25 protein-coding genes and 1 other RNA gene are annotated in these 25,164 nt (G+C 52.3%); 12 read left to right on the plus strand and 14 right to left on the minus strand.

Annotation, left to right across the window (positions count from 1 at the left end):
- Positions 1-238 precede the first annotated feature (238 nt).
- Positions 239-577, plus strand: coding sequence for a P-II family nitrogen regulator (gene glnK, locus ACT3RR_RS15110; protein ID WP_009639071.1), 339 nt, complete (start codon positions 239-241; stop codon positions 575-577).
- A gap of 60 nt (positions 578-637) precedes the next feature.
- Positions 638-1,927 carry an ammonium transporter AmtB gene (gene amtB, locus ACT3RR_RS15115; protein ID WP_496200595.1) on the plus strand — a complete coding sequence of 430 codons (1,290 nt, stop codon included), beginning with the start codon at positions 638-640 and terminating at the stop codon, positions 1,925-1,927.
- A 187-nt stretch (positions 1,928-2,114) separates the two neighbouring features.
- On the opposite strand, the gene tesB is transcribed toward amtB, so the two are convergent.
- Positions 2,115-2,981: an acyl-CoA thioesterase II gene (gene tesB / locus ACT3RR_RS15120; protein ID WP_485903578.1), complete on the minus strand. Its 867-nt coding sequence runs from the start codon at positions 2,979-2,981 to the stop codon at positions 2,115-2,117.
- Between the two features lie 253 nt (positions 2,982-3,234).
- On the opposite strand from tesB, the gene ACT3RR_RS15125 reads away from it, so the two are divergent.
- On the plus strand, positions 3,235-3,810 hold the full coding sequence (locus tag ACT3RR_RS15125; RefSeq protein WP_496200596.1) for a YbaY family lipoprotein: 576 nt from the start codon (positions 3,235-3,237) through the stop codon (positions 3,808-3,810).
- A 72-nt stretch (positions 3,811-3,882) separates the two neighbouring features.
- On the opposite strand, the gene ACT3RR_RS15130 is transcribed toward ACT3RR_RS15125, so the two are convergent.
- Positions 3,883-4,191, minus strand: coding sequence for an MGMT family protein (locus ACT3RR_RS15130; RefSeq protein WP_154145597.1), 309 nt, complete (start codon positions 4,189-4,191; stop codon positions 3,883-3,885).
- 194 nt (positions 4,192-4,385) lie between these two features.
- Between ACT3RR_RS15130 and ffs the strand changes: the two genes are divergently transcribed.
- Positions 4,386-4,482, plus strand: an RNA gene (ffs, locus tag ACT3RR_RS15135) — signal recognition particle sRNA small type.
- A gap of 138 nt (positions 4,483-4,620) precedes the next feature.
- Here the strand turns inward: ffs and ACT3RR_RS15140 are convergent.
- From ACT3RR_RS15140 to ACT3RR_RS15150, 3 genes are all read right to left on the minus strand, one after another.
- Positions 4,621-4,869, minus strand: a complete 249-nt coding sequence (locus ACT3RR_RS15140) for a hypothetical protein (RefSeq protein ID WP_185689413.1) — start codon at positions 4,867-4,869, stop codon at positions 4,621-4,623.
- Positions 4,870-5,057: 188 nt separating this feature from the next.
- A complete protein-coding gene (locus tag ACT3RR_RS15145) occupies positions 5,058-6,407 on the minus strand; it encodes an NCS2 family permease (protein ID WP_496200597.1) in 1,350 nt (449 codons plus the stop codon).
- Positions 6,408-6,475: 68 nt separating this feature from the next.
- On the minus strand, positions 6,476-8,263 hold the full coding sequence (locus ACT3RR_RS15150) for an adenine deaminase (protein WP_496200598.1): 1,788 nt from the start codon (positions 8,261-8,263) through the stop codon (positions 6,476-6,478).
- Positions 8,264-8,404: 141 nt separating this feature from the next.
- On the opposite strand from ACT3RR_RS15150, the gene ACT3RR_RS15155 reads away from it, so the two are divergent.
- Complete coding sequence (locus ACT3RR_RS15155) at positions 8,405-9,352, plus strand: LysR family transcriptional regulator (protein WP_496200599.1); 948 nt, start codon at positions 8,405-8,407, stop codon at positions 9,350-9,352.
- A gap of 91 nt (positions 9,353-9,443) precedes the next feature.
- On the opposite strand, the gene ACT3RR_RS15160 is transcribed toward ACT3RR_RS15155, so the two are convergent.
- The 3 genes from ACT3RR_RS15160 to ACT3RR_RS15170 form a co-directional block, all read right to left on the minus strand.
- The gene (locus ACT3RR_RS15160) at positions 9,444-9,647 is read right to left on the minus strand and encodes an HHA domain-containing protein (RefSeq protein WP_034792706.1); all 204 of its coding nucleotides are present in this window, start codon (positions 9,645-9,647) and stop codon (positions 9,444-9,446) included.
- 54 nt (positions 9,648-9,701) lie between these two features.
- Positions 9,702-10,070: an Hha toxicity modulator TomB gene (gene tomB, locus ACT3RR_RS15165; protein ID WP_353503054.1), complete on the minus strand. Its 369-nt coding sequence runs from the start codon at positions 10,068-10,070 to the stop codon at positions 9,702-9,704.
- Positions 10,071-10,310: 240 nt separating this feature from the next.
- Positions 10,311-10,664 (minus strand): hypothetical protein, encoded by a 354-nt coding sequence (locus ACT3RR_RS15170; protein WP_496200600.1) that lies wholly within the window; start codon positions 10,662-10,664, stop codon positions 10,311-10,313.
- A 403-nt stretch (positions 10,665-11,067) separates the two neighbouring features.
- Here ACT3RR_RS15170 and ACT3RR_RS15175 point away from each other — a divergent pair, with 403 nt between their 5' ends.
- The 3 genes from ACT3RR_RS15175 to ACT3RR_RS15185 are packed head-to-tail and all read left to right on the plus strand — an operon-like array spanning position 11,068 to position 13,566.
- Entirely contained in the window at positions 11,068-11,805 is a 738-nt protein-coding gene (locus ACT3RR_RS15175; protein WP_496200601.1) for a metal ABC transporter ATP-binding protein, read from the plus strand.
- Complete coding sequence (locus ACT3RR_RS15180; protein ID WP_353503051.1) at positions 11,805-12,662, plus strand: metal ABC transporter permease; 858 nt, start codon at positions 11,805-11,807, stop codon at positions 12,660-12,662. Before ACT3RR_RS15175 ends, ACT3RR_RS15180 begins: the two co-directional genes overlap by 1 nt.
- A gap of 25 nt (positions 12,663-12,687) precedes the next feature.
- The gene (locus ACT3RR_RS15185; protein ID WP_353504015.1) at positions 12,688-13,566 is read left to right on the plus strand and encodes a metal ABC transporter substrate-binding protein; all 879 of its coding nucleotides are present in this window, start codon (positions 12,688-12,690) and stop codon (positions 13,564-13,566) included.
- A 121-nt stretch (positions 13,567-13,687) separates the two neighbouring features.
- Here the strand turns inward: ACT3RR_RS15185 and ykgO are convergent, their stop codons facing one another.
- From ykgO to ACT3RR_RS15205, 4 genes are all read right to left on the minus strand, one after another.
- Positions 13,688-13,828 carry a type B 50S ribosomal protein L36 gene (gene ykgO, locus ACT3RR_RS15190; RefSeq protein WP_072009903.1) on the minus strand — a complete coding sequence of 47 codons (141 nt, stop codon included), beginning with the start codon at positions 13,826-13,828 and terminating at the stop codon, positions 13,688-13,690.
- Between the two features lie 17 nt (positions 13,829-13,845).
- Positions 13,846-14,103, minus strand: coding sequence for a type B 50S ribosomal protein L31 (locus ACT3RR_RS15195; RefSeq protein ID WP_353503050.1), 258 nt, complete (start codon positions 14,101-14,103; stop codon positions 13,846-13,848).
- A gap of 121 nt (positions 14,104-14,224) precedes the next feature.
- Positions 14,225-17,380 (minus strand): multidrug efflux RND transporter permease subunit AcrB, encoded by a 3,156-nt coding sequence (gene acrB, locus ACT3RR_RS15200; RefSeq protein ID WP_353503049.1) that lies wholly within the window; start codon positions 17,378-17,380, stop codon positions 14,225-14,227.
- 16 nt (positions 17,381-17,396) lie between these two features.
- Complete coding sequence (locus tag ACT3RR_RS15205) at positions 17,397-18,587, minus strand: efflux RND transporter periplasmic adaptor subunit (protein ID WP_353503048.1); 1,191 nt, start codon at positions 18,585-18,587, stop codon at positions 17,397-17,399.
- 141 nt (positions 18,588-18,728) lie between these two features.
- On the opposite strand from ACT3RR_RS15205, the gene acrR reads away from it, so the two are divergent.
- Together acrR and mscK are read left to right on the plus strand one after the other, a co-directional pair.
- Complete coding sequence (gene acrR, locus ACT3RR_RS15210) at positions 18,729-19,376, plus strand: multidrug efflux transporter transcriptional repressor AcrR (RefSeq protein WP_485903589.1); 648 nt, start codon at positions 18,729-18,731, stop codon at positions 19,374-19,376.
- 134 nt (positions 19,377-19,510) lie between these two features.
- The gene (gene mscK / locus ACT3RR_RS15215; RefSeq protein ID WP_353503046.1) at positions 19,511-22,912 is read left to right on the plus strand and encodes a mechanosensitive channel MscK; all 3,402 of its coding nucleotides are present in this window, start codon (positions 19,511-19,513) and stop codon (positions 22,910-22,912) included.
- Positions 22,913-22,978: 66 nt separating this feature from the next.
- On the opposite strand, the gene rsmS is transcribed toward mscK, so the two are convergent.
- On the minus strand, positions 22,979-23,152 hold the full coding sequence (gene rsmS, locus ACT3RR_RS15220) for a pleiotropic regulatory protein RsmS (RefSeq protein ID WP_072009902.1): 174 nt from the start codon (positions 23,150-23,152) through the stop codon (positions 22,979-22,981).
- 221 nt (positions 23,153-23,373) lie between these two features.
- On the minus strand, positions 23,374-23,910 hold the full coding sequence (gene priC, locus ACT3RR_RS15225) for a primosomal replication protein PriC (protein WP_353503045.1): 537 nt from the start codon (positions 23,908-23,910) through the stop codon (positions 23,374-23,376).
- A 141-nt stretch (positions 23,911-24,051) separates the two neighbouring features.
- Here priC and ACT3RR_RS15230 point away from each other — a divergent pair, with 141 nt between their 5' ends.
- Both ACT3RR_RS15230 and apt read left to right on the plus strand, forming a co-directional pair.
- Complete coding sequence (locus ACT3RR_RS15230) at positions 24,052-24,429, plus strand: DUF454 family protein (protein ID WP_353503044.1); 378 nt, start codon at positions 24,052-24,054, stop codon at positions 24,427-24,429.
- Between the two features lie 171 nt (positions 24,430-24,600).
- Positions 24,601-25,152: an adenine phosphoribosyltransferase gene (gene apt / locus ACT3RR_RS15235; protein WP_353503043.1), complete on the plus strand. Its 552-nt coding sequence runs from the start codon at positions 24,601-24,603 to the stop codon at positions 25,150-25,152.
- Positions 25,153-25,164 lie beyond the last annotated feature (12 nt).

The raw sequence follows: 25,164 nt of genomic DNA on the forward strand, positions 1-25,164 counted from the left end.
TAGGTCAAATTTCCCTTGCACTGAAAAATAGCGTCGCGCACTTAAACAGTGCGCGATGGGCTGGGCTATTTGCACCATTTTGAGCCTCGCACCTGCTGCGACTATTCCGAAATCCCGCCTTTAAGCCACAAAACGCCAGATCTCAGCTCTTAAACAACTCTGGCACAGCCTTTGCTTTATCCATTGCGTATCGGCGAGAGTCCTCTCGCGGCAGGCTCTTAATTCGAGGAGTGGCAACATGAAGCTGGTTACTGTGGTGATCAAACCTTTTAAGTTGGAAGACGTGCGTGAAGCACTGTCAGCTGTAGGAATTCAGGGCCTGACCGTGACGGAAGTCAAAGGGTTTGGCCGCCAGAAAGGACACGCAGAGTTATATCGCGGCGCGGAGTACAGCGTTAACTTCCTGCCAAAAGTAAAAATCGATATTGCGATCGCCGACGATCAGCTTGATGAAGTGATCGACGTGATTAGCAAAGCGGCCTACACCGGTAAGATCGGCGATGGCAAAATTTTTGTTGCTGAACTGCAACGCGTTATTCGCATCCGTACCGGCGAAACCGACGAAGCAGCACTGTAATTTCAGCCTTATTACTTTAAATCACAATTTGCAGTCTTTGAGAAACGGGGTGGGTTAACAATGAAAAAACTTCTCGCGATGATGGGGCTCGGTGCAACTGCCCTGTTGCCATCGATTGCCATGGCTGCTGCACCTGCGGTGGCTAACGGCGCAGATAACGCCTTCATGATGATCTGTACCGCGCTGGTACTGTTCATGACGGTTCCGGGCGTGGCGCTGTTTTACGGCGGCTTGCTGCGTTCCAAAAACGTCTTGTCTATGCTGACTCAGGTCATCGTGACCTTCGCGCTGGTTTGCGTACTGTGGATGCTTTATGGCTACAGCGTCGCGTTCAGCGAAGGTAACGCCGTGTTTGGTGGCTTCAGCAACGCTATGCTGAAAGGCATCGGTCTTGACTCTGTTACCGGCACCTTCTCACAGCTGATTCACGTTGCGTTCCAATGTTCCTTCGCCTGTATTACCGTGGCGCTGGTGGTTGGCGGACTGGCAGAGCGCGTTCGCTTCTCCGCGGTACTGATTTTCACCGTGATTTGGCTGACTTTCTCTTACCTGCCAATCGCACACATGGTTTGGGCGGGCGGTTTCTTGGCGGCTGACGGCGCGCTGGACTTCGCGGGCGGTACAGTTGTTCACATCAACGCCGCGGTTGCTGGCTTGGTGGGCGCATACATGGTGGGCAAACGTGCTGGTTTCGGCAAAGAAGCCTTCAAACCGCACAACCTGCCAATGGTCTTCACTGGCGCATCAATTCTGTATGTTGGCTGGTTCGGCTTCAACGCCGGTTCTGCCAGCGCAGCAAGCTCTATCGCAGCCTTGGCCTTCCTCAACACTGTTATGGCGACCGCGGGTGCAATCCTGTCTTGGACGCTGGTTGAGTGGATGGTGCGCGGCAAACCTTCACTGCTGGGCGCAAGTTCCGGTGCTATCGCGGGTCTGGTCGCTATCACCCCGGCGTGCGGTACCGTAGGCGTTGGCGGTGCATTGATTATCGGTCTGGTAGGCGGCGTTGCTGGCCTGTGGGGCGTGGTTACGCTGAAACATTGGCTCAAGGTTGATGACACCTGTGACGTGTTTGGCGTTCACGGCGTGTGCGGCATTGTTGGCTGTATCCTGACTGGCGTGTTCTCATCCAGCTCTCTGGGCGGCGTGGGTTATGCAGAAGGCGTGACCATGGGTCACCAAGTGTGGATCCAGCTGCTGAGCGTGGGCGTGACCCTGATTTGGTCTGGCGTGGTTGCCTTCATTGCTTACAAAGTGGCAGACGTGCTGGTTGGCCTGCGCGTTCCTGAAGAACAAGAGCGCGAAGGTCTGGACGTAAACAGCCACGGCGAAAACGCTTACAACCAATAATTGGTTAAGCGTCTGATTTCAAAGAAAGTAGTGCGCTAAATTCTGTTCGACAGAAACATAATAAAAAGCAAACACAACAACCTATCCGGCGTGCTGATAAAGACTTAACGGATAATGATGAAAGCAAAAAGGGGCGATAGAGATATCGCCCCTTTTTTATGTATTTTCGATGCAGTTTCAACCCGACTTAAGGGATTTCGCGCTGGCGAATCACACCCTCTTGCACGGTAGTGGCAATCAGCACGCCTTCGCGAGTGTAGAACTGCCCGCGCACAAAGCCGCGCGCGCCCGATGCCGAAGAGCTCTCAACGGCATACAGCAGCCAATCGTCCAGCTTGAACGGACGGTGGAACCACATGGAGTGGTCAATGGTGGCCACTTGCATGCCCGGCTCAAGGAAGCCGACGCCGTGCGGCTGAAGAGCCGTGGGCAGGAAGTTGAAGTCCGAGGCATAACCCAGCAGATACTGATGCACGCGCAGGTCATCCGGCATCTCGCCGTTGGCTTTAAACCATACCGCGCGGTGTGGCTCTTCTTTACTGCCTTTTAGCGGATTGTGGAACTTCACCGGGCGCATTTCGATCGGTTTCTGGCCGATAAACTTGTCGCGCACTTTCTCAGGGATCAGGTGAGCAAGGCTCTTGGCGATATCCGATTCGGAGATTAAGGACTCCGGCGGCGGCACGTCCGGCATGGTGTTCTGATGCTCGAAGCCCTCTTCATGGCTCTGGAATGAGGCGGTCATATAGAAGATCGGCTTACCGTGCTGGACGGCTTTTACGCGGCGGGCGCTGAAGCTGTTGCCGTCGCGCAGGATTTCGACGTCATAAATAATCGGCTTGCTGCTGTCGCCGGGGCGTAAAAAATAGCTGTGGAAAGAGTGAATACCACGGTCGCTAGGCACGGTTTGCTTGGCAGCGTAGAGAGCCTGCCCAACTACCTGCCCGCCAAAGACCTGACGCAAGCCAAGATCTTCACTTTGGCCACGAAACAACCCTTCTTCGATTTTTTCCAGATCTAGCAGATCCAGTAATTTTTTTAGTGCCTGACTCATAGGTGGCCTCATGAAAGTTAGCCTTTTGCCGCCTCGGAAAACTCTGATAAATCAATGTGCAGCATCAGGAACGATGGGGTATCTCATTCATAATAGTGGATAAAAGCATGGCTCAGAAGCTGATTTTGGTCAGCGACAGGAAAAGGTCAGTTTTTTGTGCCATGATTAATGCGCAAGGTGGTTAAAGCCACTACTCATAGTCGGCGTTTATTTGAGCTTGTCGACAAGCGAATAATAAAAAGGAGAACGATCAATGAAACTTTGGCAGATTGTAGGTGGAACCGCGCTGTCTCTCACACTGGCCGGTTGTGCATCGCACCCAGCACCAGCACAGGAAGCACCCGCCAATACGTCGGCGAGTCCGTCCGGGCCAGCTATCACCGGGCCAAACGTGTCGGGTACGGTTAACATCTCACAGCGCGTGGCCTTGCCACCTGATGCTGTGTTGACGGTAACTATGTCTGATGCTTCTCTGGCTGATGCGCCTTCACGCGTTATCGCGCAGAAAGTGGCACGCACTGGTGGGAAACAGGCTCCATTTACCTTTATCCTGCCTTACAATCCGCAGGATGTCCCGCCAAACGCACGCGTTATCTTGAGTGCGGCGGTGACGGTGAATGGTCATTTGGCCTTCATTACGGATAGCATCAAAGAAGTGGTTAACCGCGGTCAGGGTACCAAAGCTGACTTGCAGTTAGTCCCAGTAGCCTCAGTGCCTGTGACGACCAAGCCAACCGGATTAGGGCCAGAAAGCAACCCTAACCAACCGGGTCTTGAAACTCCTCCAGGTGCGCCAGGTGCTCCAGCCCCGACTCAGCCAATGTATTAATAGTTAATTAATACCGAGTCAGTCGAGCAAAAGAAAAACACCGCCCAGGCGGTGTTTTTTTATGACCAGGATTCACCATTTCCAGCCATATTTTTCCAGATCAATCTGCCCGCCTTCGAACATAATGCCTTCTTCGAGCAGGGCCTGACGCTGGCGCTTAAAATCCTCCCCTTGCTGGGAAATTTCGCCGTGGCGATTAATCACCCGGTGCCAAGGCAGGGTGCTGCCCTCGGGCAATTTGCGCAGCACGCCGCCGACCTGTCTCGCAGCGCGCGGCGACCCGGCCAACTGGGCGACATTGCCATAAGTTGTCACTTGGCCGTAGGGGATGGCGGCGATGATCTGTAGGACGCGATGGCGAAAGTTATCTGTCTCCGACATGGTTGGCTCCTTGTGGGTTGCATTGCCATTATGCCGCAAACTGCTGCTGGATAAACGAGGTATCAGGCGTGGTTGTATAAGAAAACAACGGTCGTCGGCGGTTAACTTGCAATTGCCACGGCCATCACTGATAATGCCCACCGCTTCGATTATTCAGCAATGAGTCGCGAAGCCAACAACGACAATGGAGGCCCTGTTGGTTCTCCCGCAACACTAACTTGTTAACTCGGTCAGGTCCGGAAGGAAGCAGCCATGGCAGGTGTCGTGTGTGCCGGGATGTAGCTGGCAGGGCCTCCACCATTTCAGGCCTTCCGCGTTTTTCGCTCACTCCCTACTTAGTATTGATTCCCTAACTTTATTCACTTATCGCTGAGTTATTGGCGGGATTTGTCGTGCAAAAAAAGCTGGGGCTCAGCCCAGCTTTAGGTCTTAGCGTGCTTTATTGGCTTGAGCAATCACTGAGCCGGCCAGCGTTTTGGCGACCTCGCTTGAGGAGGCGCTTTTTAAGGCTTTGGATGCGATAGCTTCCATCTCGGCACCGGTTTGGTTTTTAGAGCTGGCCTGTGAAAGCACCGAACCCGCGAGGCTTTTTTCTAGATCAGTTGCCTTGGGGTTGTTAAGCGTTTCTGATGCGAGGCGTGCGACGGTTTTCGAGGATTGTTTATCGTTGCGTGTCATGTTTTTCACCTATCCATGTGGTAAATAATCAAATATGTAGTATTCCATATATCTATTAATAGCTATATATGGTGTTTCATCTTAGGGCGATATGTTGAATTTCTACAACAGTATTTTGGTTTTTATGCTTTTTATAGGCATAAAAAAGGGCACGATGAACGTGCCCTGATGAGGGATCCCTGCCGCCGTCAGTGGTGGACTAAGGTCGCGAAGTAGTACGCCAAAGGGACAGCCAAAATATACAGGCCAATCGGCACTTCACGGGCTTTCCCGGCCACGACTTTGATGATCACATAGAACAGCAGGCCACCGGCGATCCCCGTGCCGAAGCTGTTTGAAATCAGGGTGATCATCACCATCATCAGAACTGGCAGGCCATCAGTAAAGTTGCCCAAATCGACTTTGCGCAGCCCGCTGAACATGTTCAAACCAATCAGAATTAATGCCGGTGCCGTCGCCTCTTTGGGGATCATCAGCGCAATCGGCGTAAACAGCAGCATCAGCAGGAACATCAAGGCCGCGGTCAGCGCCGTCAGGCCAGTTTTGCCTCCAGCTTCGGCGGCGGCTGAGGATTCAATCAGCGCCGTTGCAGCAGGGATGCCGACAATGGGCCCGAGTGCCGCCGCAATAGAGTCAACCACGAATGGACGATTAATGTTAGGCATGTTGCCTTGCTCGTCGAGCAACCCGGCCTCGCCGCCAACGGCCAGCGTGGTACCCATGGTGGAGAAAAACTCAGACGCGAAGAAGATAAACAGGAAGGGCAGGAAGGCGATATTAATCGCGCCCATCAAATCGACTTTACCCAGCAGCGGCCCGACGGAGTGCGGCAGGGAGAACCACTGCTGCGGCAGGTGGGTGACGCCAAAAGGAATGCCAATCAGCGTAGCGAAAAGAATGGCCCACAGCAGCGCGCCGGGGATTTTTCGCGCCTGAAGAGCGACTGCTACCAACAGGCCGAGCAGGGCGATAATGGCGCCCGGCGCGGTGAAGTCACCCAAGGCTAAAGCGTTGGTTTTCACCGTCGCGGCCACCAAACCGGCATTGCGGAAACCCAATAAAGCCACAAAAATACCAATCGACGCCGTTAAGCCAAGCTTGATGGATTGCGGAACGGAGCGAGTAACCACTTCGCGCAGACCCAGCACCGTCATTACGAAAAACACGATGCCCGACCAGCAGGCGATGCCCAGCGCGATGGGCCAGCTGATGCCGTCCCCGGCCAGCGTAATGCCGACTAACACTGAACCGCCGATGCCCGGCCCGACCATAAACGGCAGGTTGGCATAGAACGCCATCAGCAAGCTTCCCAATACAAAAACGATAATGACGCCGGTGGTGGCCGCGCCTTTATCGATGCCGCCTGCGGCCAGCAGGCTTGGGATGACAATCAATAAATAGGCGGCGGCTAAGAAGCCAGTAATGCCCGCCAGACACTCAGTTTTAGCTCGGGTGCCGCGCTGCTGTAGTTTAAAACGACGCTGTAACCAGCTTTCTCCGGCTGGCGCAGCGGCCTGTTTAACAGAACTGTCACTCATGTTGGAAATCCCCTGAAACTTTATGTTTTTTATGATGTTGCGGTTGCTATCACTGTGTTGCAGTACGGCTAAATCTCGTCTTCCCACATTTCGAGGATCGGGTCGACTATTTCTCTTAACCCGCCATCGGTCAGACCTAAATCAGTCAGATGGGGACCGGCGTTGCAGGCCAAACAGGTGCCTTCGATGGCTTTGAAAACGCGATAAGGCGGCTCCCAGTCGGCGACTTTGGAACTCAGATCTCGCAGGTTTTTGAACTGCGCCGCCAGCTCGTCGGCCGGTAAATCAGAAAGCATCCCGGCGATTGGCATCGCCACGTGGGCCAGCAGCTGTTCATTTTGGCTCAGCGCCATGCCGCCGCCGCTAGCTATCAGCTGATTAGCTGCCAGCACCATATCCGCAGGATTTCGGCCCAGCACCACCAGATTATGCGAGTCGTGGGAGTAGGAGGTGGCAATGGCCCCGCGCAGTTCACCCCAGCCTTCCAGCAGCGCCATGCGCGGCGCGGCGTGATGGCGGCCATGGCGATGCTTGACCCAAATCAGGCTGAAGCCGTCAGGGATCTGCACCTCGCCGTCGCGCACGTTAACCACCACTTCGCTCCACTGGGTGAAGCGCGCGCCTTTGATGTTTCTCAGGCGAGCTTTGCCATTTTTCAGACCGGGAATGCGCAGCACAAAGTCGCCTGCCGACAGACTGGAGATATGCATGGTGTCGCGCGGCGGCGTCACGCCGGTGGCTTTTTTCGGACTGAACAGCAGCTTGCCGTCTTGCGCCACTTTCTGCCCGCTCACGTAAACGGCTAAAGGATTGAGCGACTCCAGCGAGTCGAACACAATCATATCCGCCGTGCGTCCGGCGGCAATCAGCCCTAAATCAGCACGCTGCATGCGGATCGCCGCGTTGAAAGTCGCCATGCGCAGCACGTCTTCAGCAGGCAAGCCGTGGGATATCAGTAGTTTAATCAGGGCGATCAGGCCGCCTTTTTCCAACAGGAAATCGGGCGGGACGTCATCCGTGCAGAGGGTGATTTGCGAAGAGAGGTGCGGCAGGGTTTTCAGTGCCGCGACGATTTCTGGCAGTAGATATGGGTGCGAGCCGCGAATTTGCAGCGTCAGGCCAGCCCGCAGTTTCTCCAGCGCGTCTTCGGCGGAGGTCAACTCATGGTCAGAAGTGATCCCGGCGGCGAGGTAGGCTTGCAGCCCGGCACCTTTCAAGCCGCGCGCGTGCCCTTCAATCAGTTTACCGCTGCTCAGGCCAGCTTCGAGGATTTCAATCATGCGCTCGCTGGCGTTGAGCACGCCGTGCATATCCATCACTTCCGCCACGCCCGCGACTTCCGGCCAGCTCAGCATGGTTTGCATTTCACGCCCTTTGAAATCGGCCCCGGACATTTCCAGACCCGGAGTAGAAGGCACGCTAGACGGCGCGGCGCAAATCACCCGCAAAGGCAGGTCACGGCTGGATTCAACAGCATAACGCACGCCGTCTACGCCGAGCACGTTGGCTAATTCATGCGGATCCCAGAAAACCGTGGTAGTGCCTTGAGCGACTACGATCTCGGCGTAACGCTCCGGCGGCAGGTGGGAGCTTTCTATATGCACGTGGGTGTCGATAAAACCGGGAGAGAGCAGCGCTCCGGCAAGGTCATCGACATTTTCTGTCTGCAAAAACTCGCCGCAGGGGTGCACGCTGGCGATCATATGGCCGACTAGCCCGACGTCGGCGTCGCGGATCTCTCCTGTCACCATGTCGATGACGCGCGCATTGCGCAGTAAGCGGTCGAAGGGAATTTTGCCTAAAGCGGCTTGTACGGCGCGCTGGCGCAGGGCGATCGCGGGAGAAGAAACAGTCATAGGAGTATCCAATATCGGCAAGTCATTGCGCTAATGTAGGCAGCGTGAAGAGCTTTGGACAGATGATTTATTTTATCGGGTTATAAGATGGGGTTATGCTGAGCAAACGTTTACTTTCTTTTGACTGGAACACGGGAAACTATGTCTGAACCCTGGCGTCGATTGCCTGCTTTATCCCTCAAACAGATACAATATTTTGTCACGCTGGCCCAGCTGCGCAGTTTTACCGAAACAGCCAATCGCTTGGCTATCAGCCAGCCGGCGTTGAGCAGCGCGCTGCGCCAAATTGAGTCAGTTTTAGGCGGGAAGCTGGTAAACCGAACCGCGCAGGCGGTGACGCTCACCGAGGAAGGCATTGCCATTTTGCCCCATGCCCAGCGTTTGCTGAACGCCGCTCACAGCGCGTTTGACGATATGCAGCAGATTATGGAGCAGGGCGGTGACGGCACGTTGAGAATTGGGCTGGTCCCTTCCGTCAGTACGCTTCTCTTTCCCGCCGTTCCGCAGTTGCTTTCCGAACATTTTCCGGCCATGCGCGTTGAGTTTCACGATTTGACCAATGACGCCCTGCTGGTGGAACTTGAAAACGGTTCTCTGGACTTTGGTATCGGTGCCACTGACAGCACGGTGCCGGACAGCCTGACGGTCTATCCCCTGCTGGAAGACCCTTTTGTGGTGGTGATGCGCAAGGATGATCTATTAGCAGAAACGCACAATCTTCCGTGGCGGCAGTTGGCCAAAAGACCGATAGCGCTTTTTCTAAAAGGCAATGTCAGCCGATTGGTGGCGTCGCTGGTGGAAAGCCATAAATTGAACCTGAGTATCAATTACCGGGTGGATTTTCAGGAAACCCTCTATGGGTTAGTCCGATCGCGGCTGGCACTGGCTATTTTGCCTGAGTTATATACCGCAACGCTGAATGATGAAGAATTAAAGGTGGTCCATTTACAGCAACCGACCTTAAGCCGAACCGTGGCGATGATGCGAAAACCCGCCCCTTTGCGTTCGGCGCAAACAGAACAGTGTTTTCAGTTTCTATTACAGGCTTTTTTAGAAAGGATTAAGAAAGGGAATAAAGAGTTTCAATAATTGGAACTGATAAAGGAAGTGAATGTTTTGTCTGAATAATAACCATAGGGCCGCGGTTAAATACGGCCCTATGAAGTCATGTATGGAAACGTTACCGGACGAATTTCCAGACGGCGACAGGAACTTTGTCGTAAAGCTTATTCATTGTTAATTCTGCCAGGCGATGGTCGGCCGCAGAGTAAAACAACTCCAGTTCGTCGTCGGAAAGCTCGTACTTATTTTTCTCAATAACGCGTTCAAGAGTGTCAATAGTGGTGCATTTTCTCAAACGCATCAAATAGTCGATTTTGTTCATCATGACCTTTTCATTATTTATCTAAATTACTGCTGGTGTTGGTTAAAGTATTACTTAAGTTTTCATCAGGGTACAGACATACTCACCTGAGAACATTCTGAATAATCGTTTTTTGGTCTTTTGCCATTGACGTAAGTCAGAATCGTTTATTCCGTAATTACTGAAGAGGGTGTAGGTATCGTCCAGGTACTCCTCAACCAAATCGGTCAGAGGGGTATCATCCGGGTATTTTATTTTAAAACTCATCACAAACGAAGCGATGTGCTCGATCAGTTCATTAAGTTGCAGGTTTACCGCGGAAGTAGGGTCGTTGACCCAACCGTGGTGGCTATCCCCCAGCGTAGCTATCCCTTCATCGTACAGACTTTCATTCAGGAACCGCAGCTGCGCTATATCGTGTCGCTTAGGCGAGTACTCATCCATATCATCCCCTCCGTAATGGCTTATTCGGTGTTGACAACACTCTGTGAGTAAACAACAAAACTTGGTGGTTTCCGGGTACATCACTTACAACAGAACTCTATGAACTAAACCTAAAATATAGATGAGATTTAGCAATAATAAACACTTTCTTCAATAAATGTTGGGGATAAGATTTATTCAAAACATTACGATTTAAATATAATTCATTTTGGCAATTATGCACCAGTGCATTACTTAAAATTACAGTTCTTCAGCGGAAGTCGAACGTTCAGTATCAATAATATCAAATTCAAGCCCGTGGCCTTTAACTTTAAATGACACGCGCTCAGTGGTGAACTCATCTGCGTTAATGTCAAGGCAGGCGTTGAAGATAGTCCATTTGAATCCATAACTCATCGAATACTGATCATTACCGATAACTGTGATAGAGATAATCTTCAAAGTGTCAGGCGTATATTGAGAATTTTCGGAGTAATAACTCAAATCCCCAACTAAATCTGTTTCTATTTGTGAGAGATTGAGTTCAATAATCTTTTGCAAATACTCGGTTGAAACTTTGTTCCCATCGATTTCATAAGGGATTAATTTTTTCACCTCGTTCCCCACGTGAAATAGTCTTCCTCTATTATCGCACGTTTTGGCGAGATTTGCCCACGCAATGGCAAAATTCTTGCCTAACAAGGAAGAGTTATCTATATGATTTTTCAGTTTTTTATGAATGGTTAATATTTAATTACTTTTTCCTTACGTTAAAATTAAGCCAGAGATAAATAAAAAAAGAGTGAAGATTTGAATCTTATTAATGGCTAGCAAGACACGAAAGATTACAACTTTACGGCTTGAATAGTTGAACGTCATGTGATGTTATATTGTAACATTCATGAGGTTTATCGATGAACAAGACATTATTTACACTCTCCGCCGTGACCCGTTGCGGGGCTGCTGCCATTTTACTGGCCCTATTGTGGGGCGGTATCTATTGGGCTATTTCGCTGCCATGATTTCTGTCTCACAACTTAAAGTCGGCTATGACCGACGCGCCGTCGCGATGCCCATCGAGGGCAATTTTAGCGAAGGTTCGCTCACCGCCGTGATCGGTGCTAATGGCGCAGGAAAGTCTACCTTTCTCAAAACGCTGGCGGGACTTCAGCCCGCCATTTCCGGCAATTTATCTTTTAATGCGGCAGGCAAGCCTGCTTCCCGCCCGCGCTTGGCTTATTTACCGCAGCAGGCAGAGCTGGATCGCGCATTCCCTATTAGCGTGTTTGATCTGGTGGCGATGGGCTGCTGGCCGCAAAGTGGCCTGTTTGGCGGAATTAATCGCCGCTCCGGCGAACGGGTGGAACAGGCTCTGGAAACCGTGGGAATGACATCCATGGCGCACTTGCTGGTTGGCGAGTTGTCTGGCGGCCAGCTGCAACGCACTTTATTCGCTCGATTGCTGATCCAACAAGCCCCGCTGATCATGCTCGATGAGCCTTTCACCGGCATCGACAGCCAAACCACCGAGCTGCTGTTGAAGGTGATTGCCCAGTGGCACCAGGAAGGGCGTACGGTGATTGCCGTGCTGCACGATATTTCCATGGTTGCGCGCCATTTTCCGCACGTTTTATACCTCAGCGCACAGCGTAATATTTGGGGGACCACCGATCACGTCCTGAGCCATTTCCCCAATCCGACCCACGCCTGTGTCTCCAACGACACCTTTACCCTTGCCGCTGGGATTACTGCTTGATGATGTTATTCCACCTAATTGCCGATCCTTTTATTGAATTTGGTTTTATGCGCCGCGCGCTGATTGCCTGTTTGGCGCTCTCCATCAGCGCCACGCCGCTCGGCGTTTTTCTGTTACTGCGCCGGATGAGTCTGGTGGGCGACGCCTTATCCCACGCCGTTTTGCCCGGTGCGGCTATTGGCTATCTGATTTCCGGCATGTCGCTGGTCGCCATGGGCGTCGGCGGTTTTATCGCGGGTTTGGCCGTCGCCATGCTATCAGGCTTGGTGAGCCGCCGAACGCAGTTAAAAGAAGATGCCAGCTTTGCCGGTTTCTATTTGGGATCGCTCGCCTTGGGCGTCACGCTAGTCTCCCTGCGCGGCTCAAGTGTCGATCTTCTACACGTGCTGTTTGGCTCGATTTTGGCCATTGATTCTCCGTCGATCGTCATGGTCGGTATTATCACCTCCGTATCCGTCTTAGTGCTGGCCGCGGTGTATCGCGCGCTGGTGATTGAGTCATTTGACTCACTGTTCTTGCGCGTTAGCGCAGGCAAATGGCTGGCGGCGATCCACGGGATATTCTTGGCACTGGTGGTAGTTAATCTGGTCGCGGGGTTCCAAATCCTCGGCACGCTGATGTCCGTCGGCCTGATGATGTTGCCTGCGGCGAGTGCGCGCTTCTGGGCGCGAGACCTGCCACACACCATTTTAAGCGCCATGGTGATTGGGGTGATCAGCAGCATTGTTGGCCTTGAGTGGTCATATTACGCCTCGCTGCCTGCTGGCCCGGCCATCGTGCTTAGCGCCAGTGCCATATTCTTTATTTCAGTTTTATTTGGAACGCGCGGCGGCATGTTGACCGCCTCGCGCCGTTAAGCAGTACCACAAGAAAGGAGAAATGATGAAACGTTTACCTGTTGCTCTGGCAGTAGCTGCCCTGCTGTCGAGCCCACTGGCTATGGCGAAAACCGTCACCGCCGTGGCCAGTTTTTCAATTTTGGGGGATATCGTTCACCAGGTTGGTGGCGATCACGTGAAAGTGAATAGCCTGGTTGGCCCGGATGGCGACCCGCACAGCTTCGAACCTTCGCCGCAAGACAGCAAAGAGATCAATGCCTCAGATGTCGTGTTCGTCAGCGGCTTGGGTCTGGAAGGGTGGATCGACCGTCTGGTTTCCGCATCAGGTTATAAAGGCAAAGTGGTGACCGCCTCCGAAGGCGTGAAATCCAGCCAGATGGTTGATGATGGTAAAGAGATCACTGACCCGCACGCCTGGAACAGCATGGCGAATGGCGTGATTTATGCCACCAACGTGATGAACGCCTTGATTGCCGCGGACCCTGAAGATGCAGACTATTTCCGCAAACGGGGTGGCGCTTATATCGAACAGCTGAAAAAGCTCGATGAGTGGGCGAAATCCGAATTCGCCAATGTCCCGCAAGAGAAGCGTAAGGTTCTGACCAGCCACGATGCTTTCGGCTATTTCGGCCGTGAATATCACGTCACCTTTATGGCGCCGGTGGGCTTCTCAACCGAAGCTGAAGCCAGCGCCAGCGGCGTTGCCTCGCTGATTAAGCAGATCAAAGAAGAGAAGGTGAAAACCTACTTTATCGAGAACCAAACTGATCCTCGCTTAGTGAAGCAAATTGCTGCAGCGACCGGGGCTCAGGCCGGTGGCGAACTGTATCCAGAGGCGTTGTCTGGTCCGAAAGGCCCGGCGACCACCTATGAGAAAGCCTTTAAACATAATGTTGAGACTATCGTCGCCAGCATGAAGTAAGCACTAACCCTTTCCGCCGTTGATGCGGAAAGGGATTCATCATTTCTGTAAAAAAGAAAAAGCCCCGTCCGGGCAAGCGGCGGGGCTTTTTTATTAAGGTGTTGGCGCAAAGCGTCGCCTTTTAGCGTTTTTTCTTCTTACCTTGTACCGCTTTAAATCGCGGATTGGTTTTGCAAATCACATAAACTCGGCCCTTGCGACGCACCACGCGACAGTCTGGATGGCGGTTTTTCGCAGAGCGAAGTGAACTTAAAACCTGCATGACTGACTCCTAACCTGTTACTTCTTTTTGCCAAGGAAGCTGCCAAAACGCTGGTTGAAGCGCGCGGTGCTGCCTTCTTTGGAGAAGTCCTTTTGCTTACCTGTGTAGTACGGGTGAGATTGAGAAGAGACTTCAATTGTAATGTAAGGGAAGGTGGTGCCTTCCAGTTCGATGGTGCGATCGGTCTTGATGGTTGATCCCACTTTGAAATATTCATCGGCGCTGGTGTCGTGGAATACCACGGTGCGATAGGCAGGATGGATACCTGGCTTCATAATAACCTCAAATGTTATGTTATACTATAACAAATAGTATGCGCCAGTTGCTGCGTGGGTTCAAGTCTTGAAATAAAAAAAGGCCGCTATTCGCGGCCTTTTCAATTTGCTTCACACTGGATTAGTGTTTTGGTTGCTGCTCTACAGCGTGAGTATGTTCGATATCCTCATTCTTCTTACCAAAGCGGCGGCGTACCACCACGAAGAAGACCGGAACAAAGAAGATAGCCAACAGCGTTGCGGTGATCATCCCGCCCATTACGCCAGTACCTACGGCATTCTGAGAACCGGAACCTGCACCGCTACTGATAACCAGTGGCATAACACCGAGGATAAATGCCAGTGATGTCATCAGAATCGGACGCAAACGCATACGAACCGCTTCGAGAGTCGACTCAACCAGACCTTTGCCTTCCTTGTCCATCAAGTCTTTGGCGAATTCCACAATCAAGATTGCGTTCTTCGCCGACAGCCCGATGGTGGTCAACAGGCCTACCTGGAAGTAAACGTCATTGCTCAGACCACGCATAGTTGCTGCGATCAACGCACCGACTACGCCCAGCGGAACAACCAGCATGACCGAGAATGGAATCGACCAGCTTTCATACAGCGCTGCCAAACAGAGGAATACCACAATCAGCGAGATAGCATACAGGGCAGGGGCCTGGTTCCCTGACAAACGTTCCTGATAAGAAAGGCCTGTCCAGTCAAAGCCGATACCATTTGGCAGCTTCGATGCTAAAGATTCCATCATTGCCATGGCATCACCACTACTCTTGCCCGGTGCCGGCTGACCAAGGATTTCCATCGATGGCAGACCGTTATAGCGTTCAAGACGTGGCGAACCGTATTCCCACTTCATGCTAGAGAAGGCTGAGAACGGCACCATCTGACCTGAACTACCACGAACATAGAGGTTGTTAATGTCTGATGGCAGCATGCGGTATTTGTTTTCCGCCTGCACGTACACTTTCTTCACGCGGCCACGGTCGATGAAGTCATTGACGTAACTACCGCCGATTGACGCACCCAGCGTGGTGTTGATGTCAGACAGTGAAACGCCCAGCGCCGACGCTTTCTCTTGGTCGATTTCCACTTTGAACTGTGGCGTATCTTCCAGACCGTTAGGACGAACCTGCGTCAGCAAGTCAGGGTGTTGCGCGACCATGCCGAGCAGTTGGTTACGCGCCTGAGTCAGTTTGTCGTGACCCAAGTTAGCCTGGTCAATCAACTCGAAGTCGAAGCCGCTGGCTGTACCCAATTCCACGATAGCTGGCAGGTTGAACGCAAACACCAAACCGTCTTTGATTTGACTGAAAGCACCCATTGCACGCGCCGCAATCGCCGGAACTTTGTTTTCAGCGCCGCTACGATCGGCCCAGTCTTTCAGACTGATAAACGCAATACCGGTGTTCTGACCACGACCTGCGAAACCAAAGCCGTTAACGGTAAAGACCGATTCCACGTTGGCTTTCTCTTTAGTCAGATAGTAATTACTGACTTCATCCAACACCTTCTGCGTACGTTCCTGAGTGGCACCCGCCGGTAGCTGGGCCATGGTCAGGAATACACCCTGGTCTTCTTCTGGTAAGAACGAAGTCGGCAGGCGGATAAACAGGAATGCCATGCCCACAACGATCAGCAGATACAGAATCAAGTAACGACCGGTGCTGCGCAGAATGTTGCCTACGCTGTCGGTATAGTGATGCGTACTTTGGTCGAATTTCTTGTTAAACCAGCCGAAGAAGCCTTTTTTCTCGCCGTGGTCACCCTTGGCGATAGGTTTCAGCATGGTGGCACACAGTGCCGGAGTCAGGATCATCGCTACCAGTACTGACAGCACCATCGCGGAAACAATGGTGATGGAGAACTGACGGTAGATAACGCCGGTTGAACCACCGAAGAACGCCATCGGGATGAATACCGCTGACAGAACCATGGCAATACCGACCAGTGCACCCTGAATCTGCTCCATCGATCGTTTGGTGGCTTCTTTCGGCGGCAGGCCCTCTTCGACCATGACGCGCTCGACGTTTTCTACCACCACGATGGCGTCATCCACCAATAGCCCTATCGCAAGCACCATACCGAACATCGTTAGGGTGTTTATCGAATAACCAAACGCGGACAAAATCGCAAAAGTACCTAACAACACGACTGGCACGGCAATCGTTGGGATAAGCGTTGCGCGGAAGTTTTGCAGGAACAGGTACATTACCAAGAAGACCAATATGATGGCTTCTAACAGGGTTTTCCCTACTTCTTGAATCGAAATCTTAACAAATGGCGTGGTGTCGTATGGATAAACCACTTTCAAGCCAGCAGGGAAGAACGATTGCAGTTTTCCAAGCGTAGCTTTTACTGAGGCTGCGGTATCCAGGGCGTTAGCGCCTGTTGCCAGTTTAATCCCCAGACCTGCTGCCGGTTGGCCGTTAAAGCGCGCAACCACGTCGTAGTTTTCACCACCCAGCTGGATTTTAGCCACGTCTTTCAGGCGAACCTGAGAGCCATCTGGATTCACTTTCAGAATGATTTTGCCGAACTCATCCGCAGACTTCAGACGGGTCTGAGCAACGATTGATGAGTTAAGCTGCTGGCCTGGAACTGGTGGTGTACCACCCAACTGGCCCGCTGCAATCTGGTTGTTCTGAACTTTAATCGCGTTGATAACATCAACCGGCGTGAGCTGGAAGTTGTTGAGCTTGTTCGGATCCATCCAGATACGCATCGCGTACTGAGCACCAAACAGCTGAACGTCACCAACACCCGCAGTACGGCTGATAGGATCTTTAATGTTTGAACCCACGTAGTCGGCGATATCATCCTGAGACATGGTGCCGTCAGTGGAGATAAAGCCCGCAACCATTAAGAAGCTGCTACTGGATTTTTCTACCGAAATACCTTGCTGCTGAACTTCTTGCGGCAGCAACGGCGTTGCTAGCTGCAGTTTGTTCTGCACCTGTACCTGGGCAATATCTGCGTCAGTACCGGAAGCAAAGGTCAGGGTTATCTGAACCGTACCTGATGAATCACTGGTCGACGACATATACATCATGTTGTCGATACCGTTCATGTTTTGTTCGATAACCTGAGTGACGGTGTCCTGAACCGTTTGTGCATCAGCACCTGGATAAGTAGCCGTCAACTGTATCGCTGGCGGCGCAACGGTTGGATACTGCGCGATAGGTAGCGAGATTATTGCTAATCCCCCCGCCAACATGATGATGATGGCGATAACCCACGCAAATATCGGGCGATCTATAAAAAACTTAGCCATGAATTACCGGCTCCTATTAAGACTTCGGCGCTGTATCAGATGCAGCCTGTTTCTTAGCGTCTGCGTTTTGATCGACTTCCTGCGCATTAACCTGCACGCCTGGTTTGATTTTCTGTAGTCCGGTCACGATAACTTTGTCACCAGATTTCAGGCCATCGGTTACAACCCATTTGTCGCCGATCGCTTGCGTCGTGGTAACAGTGCGCAGCTCAACTTTGTTGTCTGCACCCACCACCATGGCAGTGGCGTCACCACGTGGGTTACGGGTGATCCCTTGCTGTGGAACCAATAATGCGTTGTTGTTTACACCTTCATCCAGACGGGCGCGAACGAACATACCCGGCAGCAATGCGTCATCTGGGTTCGGGAACACTGCGCGTAAGGTAATGGAGCCGGTGGTTTCATCAACGGTAACATCAGAGAATTCCAATGTACCCGCTTGCTTATATTCACTACCGTTATCTAACAGCAGCTTAACTTGCGCTTTGCCATTAGCTTGCTTCAGAGAGCCATCAGCCAGTTCCTGCTTCAGACGCAGGAAGTCATTGCTTGATTGGGTCACGTCGACATAGATAGGGTCGAGTTGTTGCACCGTTGCCAACGCATCCGCCTGACCGTTAGTCACCAGCGCACCTTCGGTGACAGCAGACTTACCAATACGACCGGAAATCGGAGAGGTGACTTTGGTGTAAGCAAGGTTGATACGCGCAGATTCAACCGCGGCTTTCGCTGCAACTACTGCCGCATCGGCCTGTGCTGCGTTAGAGAAAGCGGTGTCGTAGTCTTGTTTACTGACGTAATTGGTGCCTAACAGTGGCTTGTAACGATTAACCGTAACGCGAGCAACTTGAGCACTAGCTTGGGCTTTAACTAAATCGCCTTTCGCACTGTCGTAAGCAGCCTGATAAGTCGCAGGATCAATTTGATACAAGGACATGCCAGCTTTTATGTCACTGCCTTCCACGAAGTTGCGCTTCAGGATAATGCCGGTGACTTGGGGACGAACTTCTGCAATGCGGAAGGAGGCTGTACGACCAGGAAGCTCGGTGGTCACATTCATGGCTTCAGTTTTCAGTGTTACGACACCGACTTCTGGAGCTTTTGGCGCGCCTTGTTGAGCTTCTTTATCATTACATCCTGTAAGTGCTAAGCTTCCGGAAAGCATCAGAACTACCGCCAGAGGCGTTAACCCTCTGTTTCTGTTCATAAATAAACCTCAAGTGTCCGATTTCAATTTGTCCAATGGATCACAAGCTTTAAAACCCATTGCTGCGCTTTTAATATGTGCGTGCTATGTTACATACATTCCCGAATGTATGTAAATCAAACGCCCCCAAAAGCTGACGCCATGGCACGAAAAACCAAATTACAGGCCCTTGAGACTCGACAACAGATTTTAGATGCTGCTGTTCAGGAGTTCTCTGCCCGTGGCGTTGCCTCAACTTCGCTGACTGATATTGCCAATGCCGCCGGCGTCACTAGGGGCGCAATCTACTGGCATTTCAAGAATAAGGTTGAATTGTTTAATGGGGTCTGGGAAGAGTGTGAGTCCCAGATGCACTTACTCGAATTAGAGTATCAGACAAAGTTTCCCAATAATCCACTGCGGGTTTTGCGCGAGATACTGATTTATTTCTTACGTGCCACAGTAAACAATCCCCGTCGTAGGGCTTTGATGGAGATAATATTTCACAAATGTGAATTTGTTGGGGAGATGACGTCAGTTCATGAAGCGCGCAAGGCGCTATATCTTGAAGGCTACGGCAAGATAGAACGTATTCTTCAGAAATGCATTGATGCCGAGGAATTACCGCAGAATTTACACCCGCGTCAGGCGGCTATTATTCTTCGCGCTTATATCACTGGATTAATGGAGAACTGGCTGTTCGTCCCCGAAAGCTTTGATTTAGAAGGGCAGGCGGCCCAACTGATTGATACCTATATTGAAATGCTAAGGTTCTGCCCGAGCCTGCTCCTGCCAAAAACCGCGCCTTAATCCGTCTCCTTCATTCTGTGAGTTTTTTGTCATTTTGTGACGTATTCTGACACGCTTTTCCGACTTCATAACTCTGTGTCACCTGTTAGTGTAGTGTTAATATCAACCTCTCTTTCTCGACACAATGTGCATCCATGTTTAAGCGATCCTCCGCGTTGCCATACTCGTCTTCATATTATCTATTTCCGCTGACTTTTTTGCGTGGCCTGACTTTGACATTACTGGTGTCGTTGGCGCTTTCCTTTATTACATGCGCTAATGCGGCAGTTAATAATGATCTGCCTACTCGTTCTGAAGTGCAGAACCAATTTGATGCGCTGAATAAGCAAAAAAGCCTGACGCCGGTCGAGAAACTTTCGCAGCAGGATTTAGTCCACACCCTCGAGTATTTAGACGCCCTCGAGCGCGTGAAGCAGGATACGGCGCAGCTGCGCCAACAGGTGGCTGATGCCCCGGTCAAATTGCGCAACGCGGCAGATGGCCTGGATAAGCTGAAAAACGGGAATAACGACGGTGTGACCAAAGAGTCGCTGGCGACACTCTCTCTGCGCCAGTTAGAAAATCGCCTGAATGATACGCTCGACGATCTGCAATCCTCGCAGGAGGATTTGTCCACTTTCAACACCCAGCTTATCTCATTGCAAACCCAGCCCGAGCGGGTGCAGGGCGCGATGTACAACTACTCGCTGGCTATCCAGAAAGTGCGTAACCAGCTAAACGGCATGGCGCCGGGACAGCAGGATCTGCGCGCTACCCAGCAGACCATGTTGGTGACAGAGCAAGCCTTGCTCAACGCGCAGATTGATTACCAGCGCAAAAGTCTGGAAGCCAACACCACGCTGCAAGATTTACTGCAAAAGCAGCGCGATTTCACCAATGCGCACATCGGCCAGCTGGAGCGCGTGGCGCAAATGCTGCAAGAGGTGGTGAATGGCAAACGCCTGACCCTCTCCGAGCGCACCGCCAAAGAGGCGCAAACGCCGGATGACACCTCCAATATTCAAAATGACCCGCTGGTGGCCCAAGAGTTGGGGATTAACCGCACCCTGAGCCAGCGACTGATTGCCGCCACCGAAGAGGGTAACCAGCTGGTTCAAAAGAACATTACGGTCAAAAACTGGCTCGATCGCTCTTCGCAGGCCGAGCACGATCTGAAAGAGCAGATCAGCGTGCTGAAGGGCAGCCTGCTGCTGTCGCGCATTCTTTATCAGCAGCAGCAAAATACCATTCCGCCGACTGGCCTGATGACCGACATGAGCGCCAAGATTGCCGATTTGCGCCTCGAGCAGTTCACCATCAACCAGCAGCGCGACGCGTTATTTCAGGGCGATAGCTACATTCAGGGCGTGGTGGACAGCAGCAAAGAGAAGATTAACGACGACATTAGCGACGCGCTGGATCAGATTGTCGACATGCGCCGCGAGCTGCTGGACCAGTTGAATAAGCAGTTGGGAAATCAGCTCTCGCTGGCGATCAATCTGCAAATTAACCAGCAGCAGTTGCTGAGCATCAATGAGTCCTTAACCCAGACGCTGACCCAACAGATCTTCTGGGTGAGCAGTAACAAGCCGATGAACTGGGACTTCATCAAAACCCTGCCGAGCGAGGTCAAAAGCCAACTTAGCGAGCTGCGAATCAAGATGCCGCTGGGCGAGCTGATGATGGGAGGGTTACATTCGCTGCCGGTCAACGTGCCGCTGCTGGTGGTGATTCTGGTGCTGTTGCTGCGTCGCCGCGCGTTGCAAAGGCATCTCGACAAGCTCAATAGCGACGTCGGCCAGCTCAAGCGCGACACCCAGCTGCACACGCCGCGCGCCCTGATGATCATCATGCTGAGCACTCTGCCGGGCGTGTTGCTGACCCTCGGCATCGGCTATTGGTTCTCGCAGTGCGATATCGAACTCAGCGATTTCCTCTGGGCGCTGTCCCAGCGTCTGGCGGTCTTCATACTGGTGATGGGCTTCTGCTTCCGCCTGCTAAAACCCAATGGCGTCAGCGAACGCCATTTCAACACCTCGGCAACCCAATGCGCCCATTACCGGCGCTCGGTGGTGCGGCTGGCGCTGGTGATGCTGCCGCTGATCTTCTGGTCGGTGCGCGGCGAGAAAGCGCCGCTGGGGCTGGTGGATGACATCATTGGTCAGGTGGTGATCCTCTTGACCTTAATCGCGCTGGCCGTGCTGGTGTTCCCAATTTTCCGCGACAGCTGGCGGGAGAAGAACACCCACAGCGTGCGGCTGGTGATTGTGGCGGCTATTGCGATTGCGCCGCTGTTGCTGGTCGGGCTGATGGTCGCGGGCTACTTCTATACTACGCTGCGCCTTGCCGGGCGCTGGATAGACAGCTTCTATTTACTGATTTTGTGGAATATTACCTATCTCAGCGCGCTGCGTGGTTTGAGCGTCGCGGCGCGCCGTCTGGCTTATCGCCGTGCGCTGGCGCGCCGTCAAAGCATTAATGCCAAAGAGGGGGCGGAAGGGAGTGAGCCAGTGGAGGAGGCGCCACTGGGTTTAGACCAAATTAACCAGCAGTCGCTGCGTTTGACCACCATGGTGCTGTTCTTTATTTTCGCCAGCGTATTCTACTGGATTTGGTCCGATTTACTCACCGTTATCTCCTATCTCGACAGCATTTCGCTGTGGCATTACTCCAGTAATGTCGCGGGCAGCGTGGTGCAGCAGACGGTCACTCTCGGCAATCTGTTGCTGGCCTTTGTGGCGGTGATTGTGGCCTATGTGCTGACTCGCAACCTGCCGGGCCTGCTGGAAGTGGTGGTGCTGTCGAGGCTACAGCTGCGGCAGGGCACCTCCTACGCCATCACCACCATCATGACTTACTCGATTACGGTGATCGGTACGGTGACGGCGCTCGGCTCGCTCGGCGTCTCTTGGGATAAACTCCAGTGGCTGGTCGCGGCGCTGTCAGTGGGCTTAGGCTTTGGTTTACAAGAGATTTTTGCCAACTTCGTTTCAGGTTTGATCATCCTGTTCGAACGCCCGGTGCGTATCGGCGACACGGTAACCATTGGCACTTTCTCGGGCACGGTGAGCCGAATTCGTATTCGCGCCACCACTATTATCGACTTTGACCGCAAAGAAGTGATCATCCCGAACAAAGCCTTTGTGACCGAAAGGCTGATCAACTGGTCGCTGTCCGACACCGTCACGCGCATCATCATTAAAGTCGGCGTGGCCTATGGCTCGGATCTGGATAAAGTGAAAGAGATCTTGCTGCAAGCCGCCCATGAAAGCTCACGCGTCATGAGCGATCCGGCGCCGCTTGTCTACTTCCTTAACTTTGGTGCCAGCACCTTAGATCACGAATTACGGGTTTATGTGCGTGAACTAGGGGATCGCAGCCACACGGTGGACGAACTCAACCGCACCATCGACAGGCTGTGCCGCGAAAACGATATCAACATCGCCTTCAACCAGTTGGAAGTGTATCTACACGATAAAAACGGGGGAGAAGAGGTGCAGGAAGTGAAGCGGGAACTGCGTCAGCCGGGGGAACCTTTGCCGCCAGAGGCGGTGTAAGTCCTGTTTTTACAGGGAATGTGCTGAAGACATTCCCTGTTTCTTCCAGTCAGTCTCTGACCGAAATTACAAATAACTCACAGACAGCGTATTCAAGCTGCCTTTAAGCTTTTCCTGATAATCGCGTTTGACGATCTCAAGCGCGGCGAGCGCGGTTTCAGGTGCAATTTCATTGCACTCAAGTAAGTAGATCAAATCAACAGCGAGTTGTAGCTCGGGTGGCGCATTTTCGACAGACATGGGAGCCAACGTTCAGTGTAGTGTGCGATGTAAATAAAGATCCGTTTTTGTTCAAATGACAGTTTTCAACGGATCCGAAGTCAGCCTGAAGCAGGTAAGGAGTGGCTCAGTTAAGCAGCAGCCAGGACCTTTTAGGAAATTTAATCACTCAGGCATGGAAACTGATTATAGATAATAAATGTCTCCACCTGCCTGCAGTTTTCAAAAAATGTGATAAACATTCAAAAACCTTTTTCCTGCCTTTCAATTTGCCGCTCGATTTTGGCTAACGCCTGCCTGCATCTCATCAATCGACCTTCCAGCGCGGCCAGTTCCTTCTGCACTCTTTGCTGATCGCTGAAAGTGGCAAGCTGCCCAAGGGTGCTCTCACGGTCTTCAATCATGGCGATTAAACGGCGCTCAAACTGCTGGGTTTCTGCCAGCCGGGTGTAGTTGTCGTGGCTTTTACGCTCTGGCGTTTGGTGAGTCTTGCGCAGACCCTGAGTTGCCAGTTCGCGCTGCAAGGCTGTAATTTGGGAAATCAGCCGCTCGGCGACAAAAGCCACCTGCGCCTGACGCTTCTCCGCCACCACCTGATGCAGCTGGCCAAGATTGACCCGCACTTCAGCCAGATAGTCGCGCAGTCGGGTGCCTTTGGTGGCAAACAGCGTCACGTCGAAACGCGCCTGCTGGGCCGAAACGTGGCCGACAGGTTCAATTTCTTGCGCGAGCGCCTCTATTTGTTGGCTCAGGGCGTGCAATATTTGTTCAGTGCTCACTGGGGTTCTCCGCGTTGGACCTGATTAGCTTACCCTGAAGCTCACCAGATACAAGGCACGCGGTGTTTGGCAGCGGCTGGGCAGTTGTTTACACTGATGACATAGCGACATCGATAACATAGACAAGTCGACAGGGATTGTATGAAACGTGTTTTGTTGATCATTCTGGGGTGGGTATGCGTGGTGCTGGCGACGCTGGGCGTAGTGCTGCCTTTATTACCTACCACGCCGTTTCTGCTGCTGGCGGCATGGTGCTTTGCTCGCTCGTCGCCGCGTTTTCACTACTGGCTGCTATATCGCTCGTGGTTTGGCAGTTACCTGCGCCACTGGCAGGAACATCGCGCCTTGCCACCCGGCGCAAAAGGCAAAGCCGTGCTGGTGATCCTCATTACGTTTGCCATTTCTCTCTATTTTGTCCCGCTGTGGTGGGTGCGCGTTTTACTGCTTTGTATCATGTTCGGGCTGCTTATCATGATGTGGCGCTTACCAGTGGTTGACCTAAAGCAACAAAAAAGGTGATCATGTCCGGCTGCGGGTTGCTTTTTAAAGCGGCTTTGCATAGATTTGGGCATCTCGCGCACCCTCATGCGCGCCAATTTCCTTCCTTAAACAGCCAAACACTTTTGTAAGGCATGAGCCATTTACTGGTTCGCGTTTAAGTATGAACAGCAGTTTTATCAGGCACTTATTATGACAGCTACCGCACAGCAGCTAGAGTTTATCAAAAACAGCATTAAATCCATTCAAGACTACCCGAAACCGGGCATTCTGTTCCGCGACGTCACCAGCCTGCTGGAAGACCCGGCAGCCTATGCCGCCAGCATTCAACTGCTGGCCGACCGTTATCGTGACTCCGGCGTCACCAAAGTGGTGGGTACCGAAGCGCGTGGTTTCTTGTTTGGTGCTCCGGTGGCCTTGGCTCTGGGTGTGGGTTTTGTGCCTGTGCGTAAACCGGGCAAATTGCCACGCGAAACCCTGAGCGAAAGCTATGAGTTGGAATACGGCACTGACAGTCTGGAAATCCACACTGACTCTATCAATGCCGGTGAGAAGATCCTGGTTATCGATGACCTGCTGGCAACCGGCGGCACCATCGAAGCCACCGTGAAGCTGATCCGCCGTTTGGGGGGGGAAGTGACTGACGCAGCATTCATCATTAATCTGTTCGATCTCGGCGGTGCAGAGCGCCTGAGCAAGATGAATATCAACTGCTACAGCCTGGTCGACTTCCCAGGCCATTGATTGACACAAGCC

The organism is Ewingella sp. AOP8-B2-18 (assembly GCF_052376015.1).
GTDB lineage: Bacteria > Pseudomonadota > Gammaproteobacteria > Enterobacterales > Enterobacteriaceae > Ewingella > Ewingella allii.